The sequence below is a fragment of the Paenibacillus sp. 1SOY10 genome (assembly GCF_056836745.1).
Map to the genome: position 1 here is coordinate 638986 of NZ_JBXENK010000002.1, position 18840 is coordinate 657825.

The window sequence follows — 18840 nt, forward strand, 5'->3', positions numbered from 1 at the left end:
AATAAAACAACGAGTAAATTCGGTTGAAAAGGAGCCGGTCAGATGAATCAGGTAGCGAATGGGTCACATGCAAGGACTGAAGCGTTAGAACAATTGACGCGTCTGTTGTACCGCCATGCCCCGGTTGCGGGAACGTTTCAAACGGCTATTCCTTCCTTGTCATTAATGCACGCAGTCCAGCCGTCGGTCCCCTTCGAATCGGTCTACAAGCCCTCGATATGTATTGTGGCACAAGGAGCCAAGCTATCTACACTCGCGGGCCAGTCCTATCGATACGATTCCTCGGCGTACTTCATTACCTCCGTGCAGTTGCCTGTAGCCAGCAATATTGTCGAAGCTTCGCCCGCAACGCCTTATTTGGGGCTGAAATTGTGCTTTGATGCCGAAGTAATTGTGGAGATTGTGGAGCAAGCGGCTTCGCTGGGTGCGGCTCGTGAGGAAACATCGCGGACGGAAAGCCATCCTGGCCTTGCGGTACAGCAAACCTCTTCAGCGTTGCTGAATGCCGTTGTCCGGCTTGTGGGTCTGCTGGATACACCAAGCGATATTCCTGTGCTGGAACCACTTATTATACGTGAAATTCTATATCGTATCGTGCAGGATCAGCCATCGGGTAGCCTTGAACAGTTTGGCATCAGTGGCAGCCATGCTTACAATATCGCTCAAGCGATTCGCTTCATAAATCGTCAGTATGACCAACTGCTGACCGTGGAGCATTTAGCAAAGATGGTGAATATGAGCGTATCAGCGTTTCACAAACATTTTAAGCAGGTTACCACATTTAGTCCGCTGCAATATCAGAAATCGGTTCGCTTGCACGAAGCCAGACGGTTGATGCTGGCCGAGGGAACCCAGGTTGCCGATGCAGCCTTCAGGGTGGGTTATGAGAGTCCATCGCAATTCAGTCGCGAGTATGCCCGCATGTTCGGTAATCCGCCTATGCTGGACGTTCAACAATTAAGGGAGTCGCTGCAGGCTGAGAACGGGTTGGCTACATGACCCGCAAGCAGGCGCTAAACGGGCTTGAAGAGCCCCTTGACCCAGACATGCTTTAGTAGTATAGCTATTTATGTTAAAATGGGAAGAATGAGTTGGCAAAAATGAAAATAAGATAGGACAGGTGCGTAAAATGAAACCTTTTATATATGATTATACGTTGGAAGAGTTGAAGGAGTGGGTTGTTCTTCAGGGAGAGCCCGCCTTTCGCGGGGGCCAGATTTTTGACTGGCTCTACGTCAAACGTGTCTTTTCCTTCGAGGAAATGACTAACCTGTCCAAGCCTCTTCGCCAAAAGTTGGATGAGCATTTCTCCTTCGTTATGCTCAAGGAGATTACGAAGCTGGAATCCCAGGACGGCACGGTGAAATTCCTGTTTGGACTGCACGACGATCATGCCATCGAAACGGTCATCATGAAGCATAATTACGGGAATAGCATTTGCGTGACAACGCAGGTAGGCTGTAGAGTAGGTTGTACCTTCTGTGCCTCCACGTTGGGCGGTTTGAAGCGCAATTTGACGGCTGGTGAAATCGTGGCTCAGGTCGTACAGGCGCAGAAAATTCTCGATCCTAGAGGGGAACGGGTCAGCAGTATTGTTATTATGGGAACGGGGGAACCGTTCGAGAATTACGATGAAACAATGAAATTCTTGCGAATCATGATTCATGAGAAGGGCCTGAATATTGGACAACGGCATATTACGGTATCCACCAGCGGCATCGTTCCGAACATCTACCGCTTTGCGGATGAGGAGACGCAGATTAATCTGGCTATCTCCATTCATGCGCCGAACGATGCACTTCGTTCCAAGTTGATGCCGGTAAATCGGCGCTTCCCGTTCAACGATGTGATTGAGTCGCTGCATTATTACATTGCGAAGACCGGACGTAGAATTACATTTGAGTATGCTTTGATTGGCGGAGTCAATGACCAGCCGGAGCATGCAGAGGAGCTGGCGAGTGTCATCAAGGATATGCTTTGCCATGTGAATCTGATTCCGGTAAACTATGTTCCGGAGCGGAAGTACGTTAGAACTTCTCGCAATGATATTTTTCAATTTCAGCGCATATTGGCGGATCAAGGCATTAACGTGACGATTCGTCGTGAGCAAGGCCATGATATTGCGGCAGCCTGCGGACAATTGCGGGCTCAGCACATGGAGTCTGGTGCGAGGTGAGCGAATTTGATTAGAACGGTTACTGTAAGTGATGTAGGAAGAGTACGCTCCGTTAACGAGGACTGCACCTTTGTGCAGCAATTGGAGCCAGGTTATACGTTGGCCGTCGTGGCTGACGGAATGGGCGGACATCAGGCGGGAGACATCGCCAGCCGTCTTGCCGTAGACACGATTGCGCAGGATCTTGGCGCTTTGCCAGCCGGCTTGCCAGCGGACGCTTGCGGGGAACAGCTTAAGAAGGCAGTTCTTCACGCCAATGAGGTAGTATTTCGTAAAGCGATGGAGCATACGGAATATCATAATATGGGGACCACCGTCGTGGCGGCTATTCTGGCTGATAGCGAAGGTATGATTGCTCATATCGGCGATAGCCGGGCTTATCAGTACCGTCAAGGCGAGTTATCCCAGTTGACGGACGATCACTCCCTGGTTAATGAGCTGTTGAAGAATAAGCAAATTAGCAAGGAAGAGGCCGATGTGCATCCTCATCGCAATGTAGTTACAAGGGCGCTGGGCACGGATGAAAAGGTCGAGGTTGATATGACCCCCTTAACCATGGAAACGGGGGATATTTTGCTGCTCTGCAGCGATGGGCTCAGTAATTGTGTGACGCCGGAACAGATGGTTCTGACGCTGGGGTCAGACAACATGAGTCTGGATGAGCGGGCCGACCATTTGCTCCAGTTGGCGCTGCATGCCGGGGGCGACGACAATATCAGTGTTGCCTTGCTGGAACAACATGAGGATGCCGCGTCAGGCGTAAAGGAGTGGAATTCATGATCGGACACGAACTTGGCGGTCGATATCAAATTATCGAACGGGTCGGCGGGGGAGGCATGGCGCTTGTCTATAAAGCGCAGGATATTCTGTTGAACCGCAACGTAGCCATCAAGGTGCTGCGGCAGCAATTTGTGAATGACGAGGAATTTATCCGCCGCTTCCGCCGCGAAGCGCAGTCTGCGGCATCGTTGTCGCATCCGAATATCGTCAGCGTGTACGATGTGGGACAAGAAGAAGATGTCCATTATATCGTCATGGAGTACATTGAAGGGCAAAACCTGAACGAGATTATCAAGGAGCGGGCACCGTTGCAGGTGGATGAAGCTGTTCGCGTTGCTTCGCAGATTGCCGATGCGCTGGACCATGCCCATCAGAATCAAATTATTCACCGCGATATTAAACCACATAATATTCTAATAGGACGCAATGGACGCGTGAAGGTGACTGACTTCGGGATTGCTAGGGCGGTAACCTCTACGACAATTACACAAACGGGCTCGGTTGTGGGCTCCGTGCATTATTTCTCACCGGAGCATGCCAAGGGGGTTGTAACGGGGGAGAAATCGGACATCTACTCCCTGGGCATCGTATTGTATCAAATGCTCACAGGGCGTTTGCCGTTTCTTGGGGAAAGTCCAATCAGTGTGGCATTGAAGCATTTGCAGGAGCATTTTGACGAACCAAGAACGGTCAATCCAATGATTCCGCAAAGCGTAGAGAACATTATTCTCAAGTCGATGCGCAAAAATCCAGCCGAGCGTTATCAGTCGGCCAAGGAGATGCTGCATGATTTGGAGACTTGTCTGTTACCGGAGCGCAAATCAGAATCCAAGCTGGCCTTCATTGATGATGAGGATGAAGACAGCACACGTATTATTCCGGCGATCCGTCCGTCACATTCTTCATCACCCGCATCTGGCAGTTCTAAGTTAACTCGTGATGCCGGAGGCTCCTCGGACCCGCAGTGGAAAGAACCAAAGAAGAAGGGCGGGGGCAAACCTGCTGCACTCTGGATTATTCTAACCCTAATTGTACTTATTGCTATGGCAGGGGTTGCCTGGTATGTGAACAGTCTGGTGACTGTAGCCGAGGTCAAGGTGCCTAATGTGCTGAATTTGGAAGAGCAGAAGGCGCTGGATATGCTGAGCGAGGCGGGCATCGAGGTTGGTACCATTGCGCGGGAATACAAAGAAGGCGTTAATGAAGGTATCGTGTACGAGCAAAGTAAGCCCGAGGGCACGATGGTCAAGGAAGGCTCGGTCCTGGATCTGAAGATCAGTACGGCCAAGCCGTTGTCCCGTATGCCGGATTTAAGCAATCTCACTTATGATGAGGCTCTGAAAGCTTTGGAAGACCTTGGGGTGGATGATAGCCGGGTTACCAAGACGGAAGAGAACAATGATGATATTGAAACGGGTAAGGTATTTGAACAAATGCCGGCAGTGGATACTGAATTTGATGCAGCATCGATTAATGTGGTGCTGAAGGTCAGCAAGGGACCGTCTGAGGTGAAGATGCCGGACTTGGTGAATAAAACGCAGGCGGAAGCGGAGAAGGCTCTGGAAGAGGCTGGTCTCAAGCTGGCCAAAGATGGGATTAAAGAGGAAGCCAGCTATGAGGTCGAATCCGGTCTGGTGACCAAGCAGTGGCCATATGCTGCTAATGACGACGTGGCTCCGGGCTCGGAGATCACTTTGTTCGTTAGCACAGGATACCCACCTGAAGCAATCCAGTATACGTTCCAGGTTCCGGTGGTTCCGGCCGAGGAAGGCAAGATTAGCCAAATTCGGATCGTGTACGGTGATGCTCGCGGCGAGAACCGGGAGTGGGGAAGTCAGAAGGTGGGCAAGGCACAGTATCTTGCTGTTGATCTGGTGCTAGCCCCGAATAAAAATGGTTATGTCTCCGTTCATCGTGACGGTGCGCTGCTGGATACCTACCCGATCTCTTATATTGACGCCAAGCAGGGGACAGTTCCAGTTCCGGAGTTCCCGGTAAGCGGGGAACCGGAAGGAACCGATGAGGAAGGGCTGGACACGGACTTGGAGAATAATCCTGAGCAGTAGCATGAAGAAAGCGAGGCCGGCATATATGCCCCAAGGCTTGATTGTGAAGGCACTAAGCGGATATTACTATGTAAAGCCTACGGCGTCGCAGGCTGAGGCACAGGACGGTTACGTCCAGTGCCGCGGCCGCGGCATCTTCAAGAAGAGGGGAATAACGCCGTTGGTAGGAGACGAGGTACTGTATACGCCGACTGAGAACGGGGAAGGCACTGTCGATGAGATTTTACCGCGGGAGACAGAATTGATTCGTCCACCAGTGGCTAATGCGCGTCAGGCTGTCCTGTTGTTCTCGGTGCGGGAGCCGGACATGAATTTGCAGTTGCTGGACAAGTTCCTTGCCCACATCGAGCACGCCGGATTGAAGCCGGTGATATGCCTCACCAAAGAGGATTTGCTTCAGGATGATGGAGATGAGGCGAATACCGAGGGTCTGACACAGCTCAAGCAATTGTACGAAGATATCGGTTATACGGTCATTGTGACAAGCTCGCTAACCGGAACGGGCACGGAAGAAGTCATGCGTCATTTGGCCGGTGAGATTAGCGTATTCGCGGGACAGTCCGGGGTGGGGAAATCCTCCTTGCTGAACCGCATGCTGGGCCTTTCTCTGGAAACGAGCGAAATCAGCCTCAAGTTGGGACGGGGACGTCATACGACGAGGCATGTGGAACTGATTGAACTGGAGAATGGCGGTTATGTAGCCGATACGCCGGGCTTCAGTCAACTGGATTTCCTTGAATTGGGCGTGGAAGAATTGTCCTATTGCTTTCGCGAGTTCACCAAATATGCCGAGGACTGCAAGTTTCGGGGATGCAGCCATCTTCATGAGCCAGGATGTAAGGTAAGGGAAGCGGTGGATCTTGGACAGATCGCTTCCAGCCGTTACGAGCATTATGTGCAATTTCAGGATGAAATGAAGGAGAAGAAGCGGAGGTATTGACTTCATGAACGAGATTTATATAGCACCGTCCATTTTATCCGCTGATTTCGCCAAATTGGGCGAAGAGGTTGTTGATGTGCAGAACGGTGGAGCCGACTGGTTGCATGTCGATGTCATGGACGGCCACTTTGTGCCAAATTTGACTTTTGGCCCTCTTGTAATGGGTGCTTTGCAGCCACACACCTCATTGCCACTGGACGTTCACCTGATGATTGAGAAGCCGGAACTCTATATTCCTGCATTTGCCCAAGCGGGGGCTCATCTGATTACCGTACATGCAGAGGCGTGCGTGCATTTACACCGGGTCCTCCACTTGATTCGAGAGCAGGGCGTCAAGGCCGGAGTAGCTCTCAATCCGGCAACGCCAGCTTCGGCTGTCCGCGAAGTGCTGGAGGATCTTGATCTGGTGCTGGTGATGACCGTGAACCCCGGCTTTGGGGGACAGGCCTTCATACCGGGAACACTGCGTAAAATACGTGAGCTGAAGGCCTGGAAGGACGAATTAGGCTTGTCTGAGCTGCGCATTGAAGTGGATGGGGGCATTACGGCTGAGACGGCCCCGCTTGTTGTAGAAGCAGGTGCGGATGTACTCGTCGCAGGCAACGCCGTGTTTGGCCGGGCAGATCGTAAGGCGGCGATCAAGGAAATCCGGGATAGCTTAGCCGGTTTGGCATAGCTGGGCGATAATTCGCATAGAATGGGTTACATGAGCAGGGTTCTCATGTAGCCTTTTTTTTGTGGCGGGAATACACGGACAAATGACAGCGGACATAAAATAGGGTGAAGGCATGAGAACGATGGGGAGGGTGAACGAATGAAATTTTACACATTCAAGCTGCCTAAGTTTTTGGGAGGATTCGTTAAGGCCATATTGAACACGTTTCACAAAAACTAGCGGGCGGGCCTGGCCATCGCCACAGCAGCGAATAGGCACGCCCGGTGTTTCCCGCCAAAGCGGTTCATTTTAACAAAAAAACGCAATAAAAAAGCACCTCTATTAGAAAAGGTGCTTTTTGTCTATATGTCGCTTCCCGGTCATTATACGCGGGTCACTTTGCCGGATTTCAAAGCACGAGTGCTGACGTATACGCGTTTTGGTTTACCGTCTACCAAGATACGAACCTTTTGCACGTTAACGCCCCAAGAGCGCCGATTGCGGTTGTTCGCGTGAGATACATGGTTACCGCTGCTTGGCTTTTTGCCAGTTACATAACATTTACGAGCCATTCGTTACACCTCCTGTTCAAATACACCTGTCTCGAAAATAACAGTTTATTAGCTATACACGGTTATTGACAATACTTAAATATAATATCACAGTAAAAAAAGCCTCGTCAACTGATATGTCGCCGACTCTTTTATTTATTTCTCCTTGTTCTTATAGTACAATATAGTTCAGTCCATAATATTTCTAGGGAGGAGTAGTGCAGGCGTGGCCGCAGGGCTTTAAACCGAGTATGGACGGATTAGCATATCGGAAAGAAGCGATTTTCAGGTTATCGCCGAATCAACCGCCATAGAGTGTTATGGATGGGAGGAGCGGCAAGCCGACACAGATCAAGGCCGGTATTGCCAAATACGCCGGGTCAGGAAGCAGGGGCCTGGGTTATGAAAGTCAGCTTCGACTATCCATTAGCGATATTACTTTATACTATATTATAATCAAGTTGTAATGAATTAAATGAAGCCGCCAGGACTTGGTCTATATTATTATAGTGATCTTGTCCAGCGCGTATGTGTATCAAGCTAGGAAGGGGAATCTTCATTGAGTAAGCGTTCTTTAAATGGAACAGATTTCACCGCGATGGTCTTGGCCGGAGCGCAGCGTTTGGCCGAGCAAGCCGAGCATGTCAATACGCTTAACGTATTTCCGGTCCCTGATGGAGACACGGGTACAAATATGAATTTGACGATGACGGCCGGTGTAACCGAATTGAAAAATCATGGATCAGGAGGCTTGGGAAGCCGGGCTTCTACCTTGTCCAAAGGATTGCTGATGGGCGCACGGGGGAACTCAGGCGTTATCTTGTCTCAGCTATTCCGCGGTTTTGGCCGCTCTGCCGCTTCGTTGGAGGAACTGAATACGGTTCAATTTGCCGCTGCGTTGCAAAGCGGTGTTGAGACGGCCTACAAGGCAGTTGTCAAACCGGTGGAAGGGACGATCTTGACGGTAGCGAAGGAAGCCGCCAAACACGCGGCTTTTTACGCACGCAGAACTACGGATGTAACGGAATTGATGGGCGAGGTGCTCGCGAAGGCGAAGGAAGCCTTGGCAGGCACACCAGATTTGTTACCTGTACTTAAGCAGGTGGGCGTCGTGGACTCGGGTGGTCAAGGACTCGTATATATTTATGAAGGATTTCTGGAATACCTGACCGGAAATGCTATTCCGGAATTAGCGGATTCATCTGGACAAGCTTCTGTACGTCCGGATGCTGAGCTTCGGGCTCAAGCAGCGACAGCCGCACTTTATGTCCCTTCTTCCGCGCAGGCTCAACTTGACACGGAAGGTATTGAATTTTTGTATGATATGGAGTTCTTCATTAATCGCAAGCTTGGGGATGTCAAGGATGTTCCGTTTGATGAAGAGAAGTTCCGGAAAGCGCTGTCAAAAAATGGCGATTCTATTATCGTAATTTCGGACGACGAAGTTATTAAGGTGCATGTTCATTCCAAAACACCGGGCGACGTCTTAAACTTGGCGCTTCGTTATGGTGAAATTACGCAAATTCATATTCTGAATATGCGCGAACAGCATCGTGATTTGCTGACGGCCGGGATGGATGCGGCATCTATGCCTGAACTGTTCGCCGATATTCCGGCTGAACCGGCTCGTCCAGTAGATCCGGCGGGATTGCCAGCGGATGAATTGGCTCCTTATGGCTTTATTGCAGTTGCATCGGGACAAGGCATTTCGGATATTTTCACCAGCTTGGGTGTGGATGTCGTATTGTCTGGAGGACAAACGATGAATCCAAGTACGGAGGATTTTGTTAAAGCGATTGAGTCGATTTCGACGGAGCATGTTTTCGTATTGCCGAATAACTCGAATATCATATTGGCTGCCCAGCAGGCCCGCGACTTGTTAGAAGGACAACGCAGCGTCATCGTGATTCCGAGCAAGAGTATTCCGCAGGGAATTGCCGCAGCGTTTGCATTCCAGGAAGAAGAAAGCGCGGACAGCAATGAGGAGAATATGTTGAACGCCGTGCAGCATGTAAGAACAGGTCAGGTGACCTATGCTGTTCGCGATACGACGTTTGATGACCTTGAGATTACTGCCGGACATTATATAGGCATTGCCGACTCCAAGATCGTGGCTACGGAGGAAGGCTTGCTGGAGACAAGCCAGGGCTTGCTTGATAAGATGCTGGCTTATGGGGACGAGATTGTCACGATTCTTGTGGGCGAGGAAACTGCCGGGGAGATGACGGATGCACTAGTTGCCTGGATTCATGAGAAATATCCGGATGTGGAAGTGGAAGTGCATAATGGTGGACAACCGATTTATTATTATTTGTTCTCGGTAGAATCCTGATTGAAATGAGCTAAGAGAGGATGGTGGCCCCATGACTCAGGCTGTTATTGTTGCCGATAGTACGGCGGATATTCCCCGGGAGATGGTGTCGGAGTATGGCATTCATATCGTACCGATGAGACTCGCCTTCGGCGAAGAATCTTACATTGAAGGTATTGATATCACGGTTGAACAATTTTACGACAAATTAGCCGAGTCCAAGGTGTTGCCGACGACCTCTCAGAATTCTCCATCCCGTTATGCTGAGGTATACCGCAATTTTTTGGGAGCCTATCCCGGCTCGCCGATTATTTCTATTCATCTCTCTTCAGGTATGAGTGGTAGTTACCAATCTGCCGTGCTTGCCAAGGAGATGTTAGAGGAAGAGCTAGGACAGGCTTTGGATATCACCGTGATTGACTCGCTTTGCGCAACTTATGGTTTTGGACTGCAAGTTGTGCATGCAGCAAGGCTGGCCAAACAAGGAGCACCTTTGGAGCAAATCGTGTCAGAGGTTGGTCATCTTGGCCAGGAGCGGCGATTGTATTTTCTGGTGGACTCGCTCGAATACCTGCAAAAGGGCGGGCGAATTGGCAAAGCGGCGGCCGTTCTGGGGACGTTGTTAAATATCAAGCCGATCTTGTCAGTTGACCAGGAAGGCGTCATTTATGCAGTGGATAAGGTCCGTGGACGCAAAAAGGCGGTTTCCCGGGTCATTGAACTATTTGTAAATGATTTCAAAGATACCAAGGATATCAATGTGGCTGTGTGTGATAGCGTTAATCCGGAAGGTGCCAATGAAATTATTGATCTACTGGGTCAGCATTTCACATTGCATGAGGTGGTTCGCACCAGCATTGGAGCGGTTGTTGGCTCCCATGTCGGACATGGCACTGTAGCGGTCTTCATATGGCCTGCATCGTGATTATAAGATGAGCGAGGGTTATGTTCTATGGACTTGAACAACATCCCCGTAAGGCAAGTTAACGGCGTGAGCGCTCTTAAGCAAGAAGAGCTTCACGCCTTTGGCGTCTTTACGGTAAAGGATCTAATTGAATATTATCCCTTCCGTTATGAGGATTACCGACTGCGCTCTCTCAGCGAGGCGAAGGATGGGGAGAAGGTGACGGTTCAGGCTAAGATCATGGGGGTGCCCGTGCTACAGCGGTATGGACGAAAATCGCGACTGACCTGCAAGATGGTGGCCGAGGACTGGATGTTTACGGCTACGTGGTTTAACCGTCATTTTCTCAAGGACCAGTTGACCGCAGGACGGGAGATTATTCTCACCGGAAAATGGGATATGCGTCGTAGCCAGCTTACGGCAACGGATTCGGAGTTCCCCGACCGGGGGACGGTGCGCAGCGGAAGCCTCCAGCCAGTCTATTCGGTAGGGGGCAAAATTACACAGGCATGGATTCGTAAGACCATTGGACAAGCGTTGCAGCAATATGGGGAGATGATTCCGGAAATATTGCCGCAGGAGTTGTTGAGGCAATACGACCTGATGCCCCGGAAGGCAGCGATTTTAAGACTTCACCAGCCTCAAGATAATGAGGAAGGTCAGCGTGCAAGGCGCCGCATGGTCTATGAGGAATTATTCCTGTTCCAATTGAAGTTGCAGGCCTACAGGGCGATGAATCATGAGCGTATGGATGGGGTGGCTCATGAAGCGGATAATGCGACGATCCGTGAATTTGTGCGTAGTTTGCCCTTTGAGCTAACGGATGCTCAGAAGAAAGTGGAGCTGGAAATATTGCGCGATATGCGTTCTCCTTATTGTATGAACCGGCTGTTGCAAGGGGATGTTGGCTCCGGGAAAACGGTCATCGCCGCTATAGCGCTATATGCTGCGGTAAGGTCAGGTCATCAGGGAGCCTTTATGGTACCTACGGAAATATTGGCCGAGCAGCATGTCCGTTCCTTGAGCCGACTGTTTGAATCGTTTGGCATTACGGTAGGGCTGCTGACAGGGAGCGTGACGGGACGCAAGCGCAAGGATTTGCTTGCTTCGCTGCAAATGGGATTAACCGATATCGTGGTCGGCACCCATGCTTTAATCCAGGAGGATGTGTTCTTCCGTTCTCTCAGTCTGGTCGTGACGGACGAACAACACCGCTTTGGGGTGAATCAGCGCAGTATATTGCGCCGCAAGGGCTTTAATCCGGATGTGCTGACGATGACGGCGACGCCAATTCCGCGTACGCTTGCCATTACCGCCTTTGGTGATATGGATGTATCTACGTTGTCAGAGCGTCCGAAGGGCCGTAAGCCGATCTCGACGTATTGGGTCAAGCATAGTATGATGGACCGCGTGTTGGGCTTTATCTCAAGGGAGGTATCCCAGGGGCGACAAGCGTATGTGATTTGTCCACTCATCGAGGAATCGGATAAGCTGGACGTGCAAAACGCTATTGATTTGTACGTATCGATGCAGCAAGCGTTTCCTGACTTTCAGGTAGGTTTGCTGCATGGCCGGATGACGGCTAACGAGAAAGATGAAGTGATGCGGGCTTTCTACGACAACGAGGTGCAACTCCTTGTGTCTACTACGGTTGTCGAGGTAGGTGTGGATGTGCCAAACGCCACCTTGATGATCGTTATGGATGCCGACCGGTTTGGCTTATCTCAATTGCATCAGTTACGCGGACGTGTAGGGCGTGGGGAGCATGCTTCGTATTGTGTACTCATTGCCGATCCGAAGTCGGAGATTGGCCAGGAACGGATGAAGGTCATGACGGAGACGGATGATGGATTCGAGGTATCGCGACGGGATTTGGAACTGCGTGGCCCGGGAGACTTCTTTGGTACCAAGCAGAGTGGTGTGCCTGACTTCCGTATTGCGGATATGGTGAGTGACTATGAGGTGCTGGAGAAAGCAAGAGAGGATACCACACGTCTGGTGAGGGATGAGTCCTTCTGGACATCTCCGGAATATGAAGCCTTGCGGGAATTTTTGCGGCGGGAGCAGATTTTTCAAGGCGAGCTGATTGATTAGCGAGGATTTACTCCGCACTATGTACAGCCTTTACGTCATATATTAGGGTTAGAGCCCGTATGACGGAACAGGAGGTGCTTGTTACGATGCCGAGTTATCATCAATATGGAATTAGCCCACAACTGGTAGAGCGCATTAAGCTGAAAATGAAAAATCCGGCTATCAAGGACCGGATTAAAAAAATGGTGGACGGCCTGACCCGTACAGATTTGCAGGACCGTGTCAAGGTGCGCAGACTGGTGAAATCAGCGGCCTCCGTGCTTGGGGAACGGCTCAGCACAGCTCAGGAGGAGCAGATTGTCCATTTTGTCATCGATCAGAAGATTGATCCACGCAATACACTACATTTACTTCGGCTGTGGGGGATGTTTCGCTAGGCCAAGTAAGAGGACCCAGGTATAGTTACCTGAGGTCCTTGTTTTTTATGATGTTTGTTCTGCCGTGACTTCTGTGGATGATGTCTATCGGGTCCCGACGTTTGTACTTCAAGCTTGAAATGAAATGAAACACCTTGCCAGCTTTGCATTGTTAAAGCTATTTTGGTAGTCTGGACATAGAAGTAGTGGAGGAGTAGAAGCAGAAATGATTATATTGAAATCACCAAGGGAAATTGAAGAGATGAAGAAGGCCAGCCAGATTGTTGCTGATTGCTATCGCGAGGTGGCCAAGCTAATCGCCCCGGGCATAACAACGCAGGAAATTAATGATTTTGTAGCCAGACATATTACCAAATTGGGAGGCAAGCAGTTCACCAAAGGCTACAAGGGTTTTCCGGCGGAAACTTGTACCTCTGTCAACGATGTGGTGGCCCACGGCTTTCCGTCCCATCGCAAGTTGCAGGAGGGAGATCTGCTTAAGCTGGATATTGTTGCGGAATATGAGGGGTGGTACGGTGATTCATGCTGGTGCTTCCCTATTGGGGAGTTGCGTCCTGAGATTGCCAAGCTAGTGCGTGTTACGAAGGAATGCCTGGAACTGGGTATCGCTCAGGCGCTTCCTGGAGGACGGCTTGGGGATGTGACCTCAGCCATTCAACAGCATGCGGAAGCTAATGGCTTCTCGGTGGTTCGTGATTTGCTGGGTCACGGCATTGGCCGCAGCTTGCATGAGGAACCTAATTATGAGCATGTCGGCGTGGCAGGCAAGGGGATTCGTCTGAAGGAGGGCATGGTCTTCACCGTGGAACCGATGATTAATGAGGGGACCTTCCGTATTCAGATCGATAACGACGGCTGGACAGCGAGAACGGCGGATGGCAAGTGGTCGGCGCAATATGAGCATACCATTGCCATTACCGGAGATGGTCCATTAATCTTGACGGCTCATTAAGATAACGTGATGCCTAGACGGTCTTTCGGGTTGTGCAACCAAACCTGAGAGGCCGTTTTTTGATCCTTCTTTTGTTTTAGCCCCGGCTCTTGATATAACAGTCGCATGTCGCAGATTTGACTTGTTCCAAAGGGAGGATATGAGGACGGGGACAGGTCTTTTTATTTTTGCTATAATAAATGTAATTGCAATGATGGAATGGAGAGATTAGGCATGATTTTACATAAAGGCGAGATCTTGTTCCGGCAAGGGGACGAAGGCACTTACTTATATCAAATTAAGAGCGGTCTGTTCAAAGTGATGCGTTTGCATGAGAACGGGAATATGGTGCTGTTCAACATTTTGTACCCGGGGGAAACGGTCCCTCACCATTCTTTGATTTCGCCCAAAGAAATCCATGGTACTGCCATTGCCTTGATGCGTAGTGAGGTCGAGGTCATTCCAGCAAAGACCTGGTATCGCGAATTGCAGGAGGACCCCAAGAAGCCGCTGGAGATTGCCGAGATGCTACAGGACAAGTTCCGTTTCATGCAGGAGCGCCTGGATCATTTGACGGTGGGGACGCCGGCTGAACGCATGGAACTGCTTAGCAAGTGGCTGGACCAGCATGCCCATGGGGTCCCGTTAACCGAATATTTGACGCAGGAAGAGATTGGTCAGTTAATCGGTGTTCGCCGTGAGACGGTGAACCGCTTGCTCCGGGGCCACGGGCATGACAAATCTTAACATGAAAAAAAACAAGAGTTCCCACGGCGGAAGCCGTGCAGTCATGACTAGCTCTGTGATATAATAGATATAGAAGAAATTCAAAACAGAAAGGATCAGGATACCATGTGTCCCCGAAGGACGAAATCCCAAAGGACGATTTGGAAACGTTGTGATCTCTCTTATACTTAGCTCCTTTCGTAGTTAGTCGGCAAAGGCGACAAACCTACGAAAGAAGAGTGAATTCATGCGAAGGATGAACTCCTCCAGGATTTTCCTCCGTAGGTGTTGCCGGAAGGTCAACCAAACCTACGAATAAGAGGGATTTCAAATGAGGACAAAAGCAAAATGGCAAGTTGACGGAATTCGGTTGTTGATGATGTTAGCGGGCTCATGTTTATTGGCGTTTACGTATTATCATATTAACTTTCAGAACGGATTGTCGGAGGGCGGCTTCGTAGGCTTAGCTTTGCTTGGCAAGTATTTGTTTGGCTTGCCACCGGCATTGACGATTATTGTATTGGATTTGCCAGTGATGGCATTGGCTTGTTGGTTGAAGGGCTACAAATTTGTCGTGTATACGCTGGTGGCATCGGTATCCTTTTCCTTAGTATACGATCTATGCGAAAGGTATTCGCCCCTGACGATGAACATGCAGGACAATTTGCCGCTAGCTGCTTTATTATCAGGTCTGTTAACCGGATTTGGGGCTGGCCTGGTGCTTCGAGCAGGCGCGGCTAGCGGAGGGGACGACATTTTGTCCATGATGCTGAGCCAATGGTCCGGGCTGAAAATCGGTACTGTATTTGTACTGATGGATGCTGTAGTCTTGACGATTTCATTGTTATTCTTGCCATTTAAGGAAACAATGTTTACGATTATGGCCATTGTCATTGCCGGTAAGGTTATTACTTGGACGGTTCATTACGGGCATGCACAATTGGCACCTATGCGTTTACCCTATCAACGGGTGAAGGAAAAAACGGCACGAGCCTGAAGGCTTGTGCCGTTTTTTCTGTTACTTTAATTGTCGAACAGTTGCAGGTACTCTCCGTATCCTTCCTTGACTAAATTGTCCTTGGATACGAAGCGTAGGGCAGCGGAATTAATGCAGTATCGTAACCCGGTAGGTTCTGGGCCATCCTCGAACACATGGCCCAGATGGGAATCGCCCAGTCTGCTGCGGACCTCAGTGCGAACCATGGCATGACTGGTATCCGTGTTCTCTTTGATAACGTAGCTTTGCAGAGGACGGGTAAAGCTTGGCCAGCCACAACCCGCATCATATTTGTCCCGAGAGCTGAATAAGGGCTCTCCTGAGACGATATCGACATAAATTCCGTCTTCTTCCGTATCCCAATATTCTCCGGTGAACGGACGTTCTGTGCCACTATTTTGCGTAACTTCATATTGAATTGGGGTTAGACGCGCTCTCAGTGCTTCAGGATTGGACGGGCCATACCAGTGTCTAGCCAGAAAATCTTCGCGCCCGGAGGCTCTGCGATAGAGCTTGTAATGCCCCGCATTCTTATGGTGATATTGCTGGTGATATTCCTCGGCGGGGTAGAAGGTTGCCGCAGGAAGAATCTCCGTGACAATCGGTTTATCGAACCGACCGCTTTGGGCAAGCTCCAGCTTGGAGGCTTCGGCATCAAGCCGTTGTTGCTCGTCGTAGTAAAAAATGGCCGTGCGGTAGGATTCGCCGCGGTCATGAAATTGTCCGCCTTCATCAGTAGGATCAATCTGCTGCCAGAAGAGTTCGAGCAACTTGCGATAAGGAAATACAGCCGGATCATAGGTGATCTGAACGGCTTCATAATGCCCAGTGTTACTGGCACAGACTTCCTCGTAAGTTGGATTGGATGTGTGTCCGCCCGTATAACCGGAAATAATACCGTGAATACCGGGCAGTTCCTCAAATGGGGAGACCATACACCAGAAGCAGCCTCCTGCAAAAGCGGCTAATTTAAGATTGGAATTTGATTCTGAATTCATCGCCTAGATCCCTCCGTTTCGTATTATCATTATAGCGGCTTTTCCTCAAAACCCAAAATGCACTCAAAAAGGCTGGTGCTCTTGAGGGGCACGTGCTATAATAATCCCATTGATCATGCATGGTTCCCAAAGGGGAGTAGCTGTTACAGTAAAGTCGTCAATACGGGAATCATACATACCCCGGCTTTATTGGCAACCAATGAGTTGTTAGCGAGACCTTTGCCCTAGCGAGTATTGGGTAAAGGTTTTTTTGATGCAAATTTTGCGTCGTGCCCGATACGGACACGGCGTGTTTTTTTTGGAGGAAGGCTGGAGTTTCTTCCCGTAGCTTCGGCTGCATGAAATGTTTTGCAGACAGCAAAACTAATTCTGTTTGCGGGTAGTGGCGGCTTTGCACAGAAGAAATCCTCCAACAAAGTGGGGTTCCCAGCATGGAGAATAGAAAGGGGAGAGAATATGGAGTTATTAACACCTGAGTTTTGGATGGCTTTATTATCCATCATCCTGATTGACCTTGTCCTTGCCGGGGACAACGCTATTGTCATTGGACTTGCCGCTAGAAATGTTCCGCAGAAAGACCAGAGGAAGGTTATTATATGGGGCACGGTCGGAGCGATTATCATTCGGGTCATTATGACCTTGTTGGTGGTACAACTGCTCTTGATTCCTGGATTGCGACTTGCCGGGGGACTTGCCTTGGTATGGATCGCTTATCAACTGCTGGTCGACGAGAAGAGCCATGATATCAAAGCCGGTAATCAGATGTGGGCAGCGATTCGTACGATTATCATAGCCGACGCCATGATGGGCCTTGATAATATCCTGGCTGTAGCTGGTGCGGCCCATGGTGATAATCTGCTGGTTATTATGGGACTTGCCATTTCTGTTCCAATCATGGTGTGGGGCAGCACAATGATACTGAAGCTGACAGAACGCTTCCCGGTTGTTATTACGATTGGTGCAGCCGTGCTGGCCTGGACGGCATCCAAGATGATTGTGGCCGAGCCACTGATTCATGGATGGTTTGCCAGCGGATGGCTTAAATACAGTTTTGAGATCCTGGTTATCCTCGCTGTTGTAGGACTGGGTACGCAAATGAAGAAAAGAAGAGAGAAGATGCGTCAGGATGCGCTTCAAGCTGCTCAAGCATCACAAGTATCGCGGTGATAAAGCGCTTGAAGATATGCCCGGTATAAGTCACTGCGAATGTAATATACTATAGTAATTAGCGGCCGCCGCCAAGGCGGTCGTTTTTTTAAATCCGAAAGGCCCCCCTTACTTTATTCGCTTAAATATGCTAATATGAAATATACTAACTAAATGTAAGCATTAAGCATTTAGCTGGCCATGATTAATGAGGTGATGTTATGGAAGAGCATTCTCATGCGATGTGTCCACGTTTCGAATCGGCTTTTTCCTTTCTGGGCAAGCGCTGGAACGGGCTGATCATTAGGACACTGATGAGCGGGCCGAAGCGATTCAAGGATATTTCCAATCAGATTCCTTCCATGAGTGACAAGATGCTTTCGGAACGGATGAAGGATCTGGAATTTGAAGGAATTTTAATAAGACATGTGTATCCCGAGACGCCGGTACGGATTGAATATGAATTGACGGACAAGGGAAGAGCACTACGTCCGGTCATGGAAGAGGTTCAGAGCTGGGCCTCGGAATGGATTAAGTGATTGGCATGCCGTTTCAGGCTAGCTGGAACGGCATGAATAATATAGAAAGTGGGTGTACTTGTGGCTGAGGTTATTGTAATTGGAGCAGGGCCGGCCGGAGCCAGTGCAGCACTCTTTTTGGCCAAGGCGGGGAAAGAGACGCTCGTCCTGGACGGCAACGCCAGCATGACTAAACGAGCATGGATTGAAAATCATTATGGTGCCAAGGAGATTTCCGGCCCCGATTTATTGAAGATCGGACGGGAACAAGCTGAGAAATTTGGCGCTAAATTCATTGAGGAAAAGGTAATTGCGATTGATACCAATGGTGGCTCCAAGGTCACCCTGAAGACGGAATCTGGCCGCAGTTATGAAGCCTCTCATATCATTCTGGCTACAGGTGCAATCACGGAACTTGCAAGCGCTACCGGACTGGAGCTTAAGGAAGGGCGCGAGCCTCGCATTAAGACGGTAATCGCTACAGATGGTGAAGGCCGTACCAGCGTACCCCGTGTTTGGGCTGCCGGTACTGTGGCTGGTGTGAGTGTGCATACCATCATTACCGCCGGAGATGGTGCCAAAGTCGCGATCGAATTGATTAGCGAATTAAATGGCGAGCGTTACGTTGACCATGATTTACTTAAATAATTATCAATTATACATTGATTAG

At 49.8% G+C, this 18840-nt stretch carries 19 protein-coding genes; 17 read left to right on the forward strand and 2 right to left on the reverse strand.

Going from position 1 to position 18840, the window contains the following annotated elements; translation table 11 throughout:
* The first annotated feature begins 42 nt into the window (after window positions 1-42).
* The 7 genes from AC1VOR_RS08770 to spoVM all read left to right on the forward strand — a co-directional run bounded on the left by AC1VOR_RS08770 (window position 43) and on the right by spoVM (window position 6857).
* Window positions 43-999: an AraC family transcriptional regulator gene (locus AC1VOR_RS08770; protein WP_482617263.1), complete on the forward strand. Its 957-nt coding sequence runs from the start codon at window positions 43-45 to the stop codon at window positions 997-999.
* Window positions 1000-1129: 130 nt separating this feature from the next.
* Window positions 1130-2176 (forward strand): dual-specificity RNA methyltransferase RlmN, encoded by a 1047-nt coding sequence (gene rlmN / locus AC1VOR_RS08775; protein WP_059052313.1) that lies wholly within the window; start codon window positions 1130-1132, stop codon window positions 2174-2176.
* 6 nt (window positions 2177-2182) lie between these two features.
* Window positions 2183-2956: a Stp1/IreP family PP2C-type Ser/Thr phosphatase gene (locus AC1VOR_RS08780; RefSeq protein WP_482617264.1), complete on the forward strand. Its 774-nt coding sequence runs from the start codon at window positions 2183-2185 to the stop codon at window positions 2954-2956.
* Window positions 2953-5022 (forward strand): Stk1 family PASTA domain-containing Ser/Thr kinase, encoded by a 2070-nt coding sequence (gene pknB, locus AC1VOR_RS08785; RefSeq protein ID WP_482617265.1) that lies wholly within the window; start codon window positions 2953-2955, stop codon window positions 5020-5022. The genes AC1VOR_RS08780 and pknB overlap by 4 nt, the downstream gene beginning before the upstream one ends.
* Before the next feature lie 25 nt (window positions 5023-5047).
* The gene (rsgA, locus tag AC1VOR_RS08790) at window positions 5048-5962 is read left to right on the forward strand and encodes a ribosome small subunit-dependent GTPase A (protein ID WP_482617677.1); all 915 of its coding nucleotides are present in this window, start codon (window positions 5048-5050) and stop codon (window positions 5960-5962) included.
* 4 nt (window positions 5963-5966) lie between these two features.
* The gene (rpe, locus tag AC1VOR_RS08795) at window positions 5967-6638 is read left to right on the forward strand and encodes a ribulose-phosphate 3-epimerase (protein ID WP_482617266.1); all 672 of its coding nucleotides are present in this window, start codon (window positions 5967-5969) and stop codon (window positions 6636-6638) included.
* A 138-nt stretch (window positions 6639-6776) separates the two neighbouring features.
* Window positions 6777-6857, forward strand: coding sequence for a stage V sporulation protein SpoVM (spoVM, locus tag AC1VOR_RS08800; RefSeq protein WP_018751565.1), 81 nt, complete (start codon window positions 6777-6779; stop codon window positions 6855-6857).
* 143 nt (window positions 6858-7000) lie between these two features.
* Here spoVM and rpmB read toward each other — a convergent pair whose 3' ends face one another.
* Complete coding sequence (rpmB, locus tag AC1VOR_RS08805; protein WP_059052318.1) at window positions 7001-7189, reverse strand: 50S ribosomal protein L28; 189 nt, start codon at window positions 7187-7189, stop codon at window positions 7001-7003.
* Window positions 7190-7727: 538 nt separating this feature from the next.
* On the opposite strand from rpmB, the gene AC1VOR_RS08810 reads away from it, so the two are divergent.
* From AC1VOR_RS08810 to AC1VOR_RS08840, 7 genes are all read left to right on the forward strand, one after another.
* Window positions 7728-9500: a DAK2 domain-containing protein gene (locus AC1VOR_RS08810; RefSeq protein WP_482617267.1), complete on the forward strand. Its 1773-nt coding sequence runs from the start codon at window positions 7728-7730 to the stop codon at window positions 9498-9500.
* Between the two features lie 31 nt (window positions 9501-9531).
* Window positions 9532-10404, forward strand: coding sequence for a DegV family protein (locus AC1VOR_RS08815; RefSeq protein WP_482617268.1), 873 nt, complete (start codon window positions 9532-9534; stop codon window positions 10402-10404).
* A 27-nt stretch (window positions 10405-10431) separates the two neighbouring features.
* Entirely contained in the window at window positions 10432-12477 is a 2046-nt protein-coding gene (recG, locus tag AC1VOR_RS08820; protein WP_482617269.1) for an ATP-dependent DNA helicase RecG, read from the forward strand.
* A gap of 86 nt (window positions 12478-12563) precedes the next feature.
* Window positions 12564-12854: a stage VI sporulation protein F gene (locus AC1VOR_RS08825; RefSeq protein WP_059052322.1), complete on the forward strand. Its 291-nt coding sequence runs from the start codon at window positions 12564-12566 to the stop codon at window positions 12852-12854.
* Window positions 12855-13059: 205 nt separating this feature from the next.
* Complete coding sequence (gene map, locus AC1VOR_RS08830; protein ID WP_482617270.1) at window positions 13060-13806, forward strand: type I methionyl aminopeptidase; 747 nt, start codon at window positions 13060-13062, stop codon at window positions 13804-13806.
* Between the two features lie 213 nt (window positions 13807-14019).
* A complete protein-coding gene (locus AC1VOR_RS08835) occupies window positions 14020-14532 on the forward strand; it encodes a Crp/Fnr family transcriptional regulator (protein ID WP_059052324.1) in 513 nt (170 codons plus the stop codon).
* A 310-nt stretch (window positions 14533-14842) separates the two neighbouring features.
* Window positions 14843-15508 (forward strand): YitT family protein, encoded by a 666-nt coding sequence (locus tag AC1VOR_RS08840; RefSeq protein ID WP_482617271.1) that lies wholly within the window; start codon window positions 14843-14845, stop codon window positions 15506-15508.
* Window positions 15509-15534: 26 nt separating this feature from the next.
* Here the strand turns inward: AC1VOR_RS08840 and msrB are convergent, their stop codons facing one another.
* A complete protein-coding gene (msrB, locus tag AC1VOR_RS08845) occupies window positions 15535-16506 on the reverse strand; it encodes a peptide-methionine (R)-S-oxide reductase MsrB (protein ID WP_482617272.1) in 972 nt (323 codons plus the stop codon).
* Window positions 16507-16962: 456 nt separating this feature from the next.
* Here msrB and AC1VOR_RS08850 point away from each other — a divergent pair, with 456 nt between their 5' ends.
* From AC1VOR_RS08850 to AC1VOR_RS08860, 3 genes are all read left to right on the forward strand, one after another.
* A complete protein-coding gene (locus AC1VOR_RS08850) occupies window positions 16963-17673 on the forward strand; it encodes a TerC family protein (protein WP_482617273.1) in 711 nt (236 codons plus the stop codon).
* 200 nt (window positions 17674-17873) lie between these two features.
* Window positions 17874-18191 (forward strand): winged helix-turn-helix transcriptional regulator, encoded by a 318-nt coding sequence (locus tag AC1VOR_RS08855; protein WP_482617274.1) that lies wholly within the window; start codon window positions 17874-17876, stop codon window positions 18189-18191.
* 60 nt (window positions 18192-18251) lie between these two features.
* Window positions 18252-18818: an FAD-dependent oxidoreductase gene (locus tag AC1VOR_RS08860; RefSeq protein ID WP_482617275.1), complete on the forward strand. Its 567-nt coding sequence runs from the start codon at window positions 18252-18254 to the stop codon at window positions 18816-18818.
* The last annotated feature ends 22 nt before the right edge of the window (window positions 18819-18840 follow it).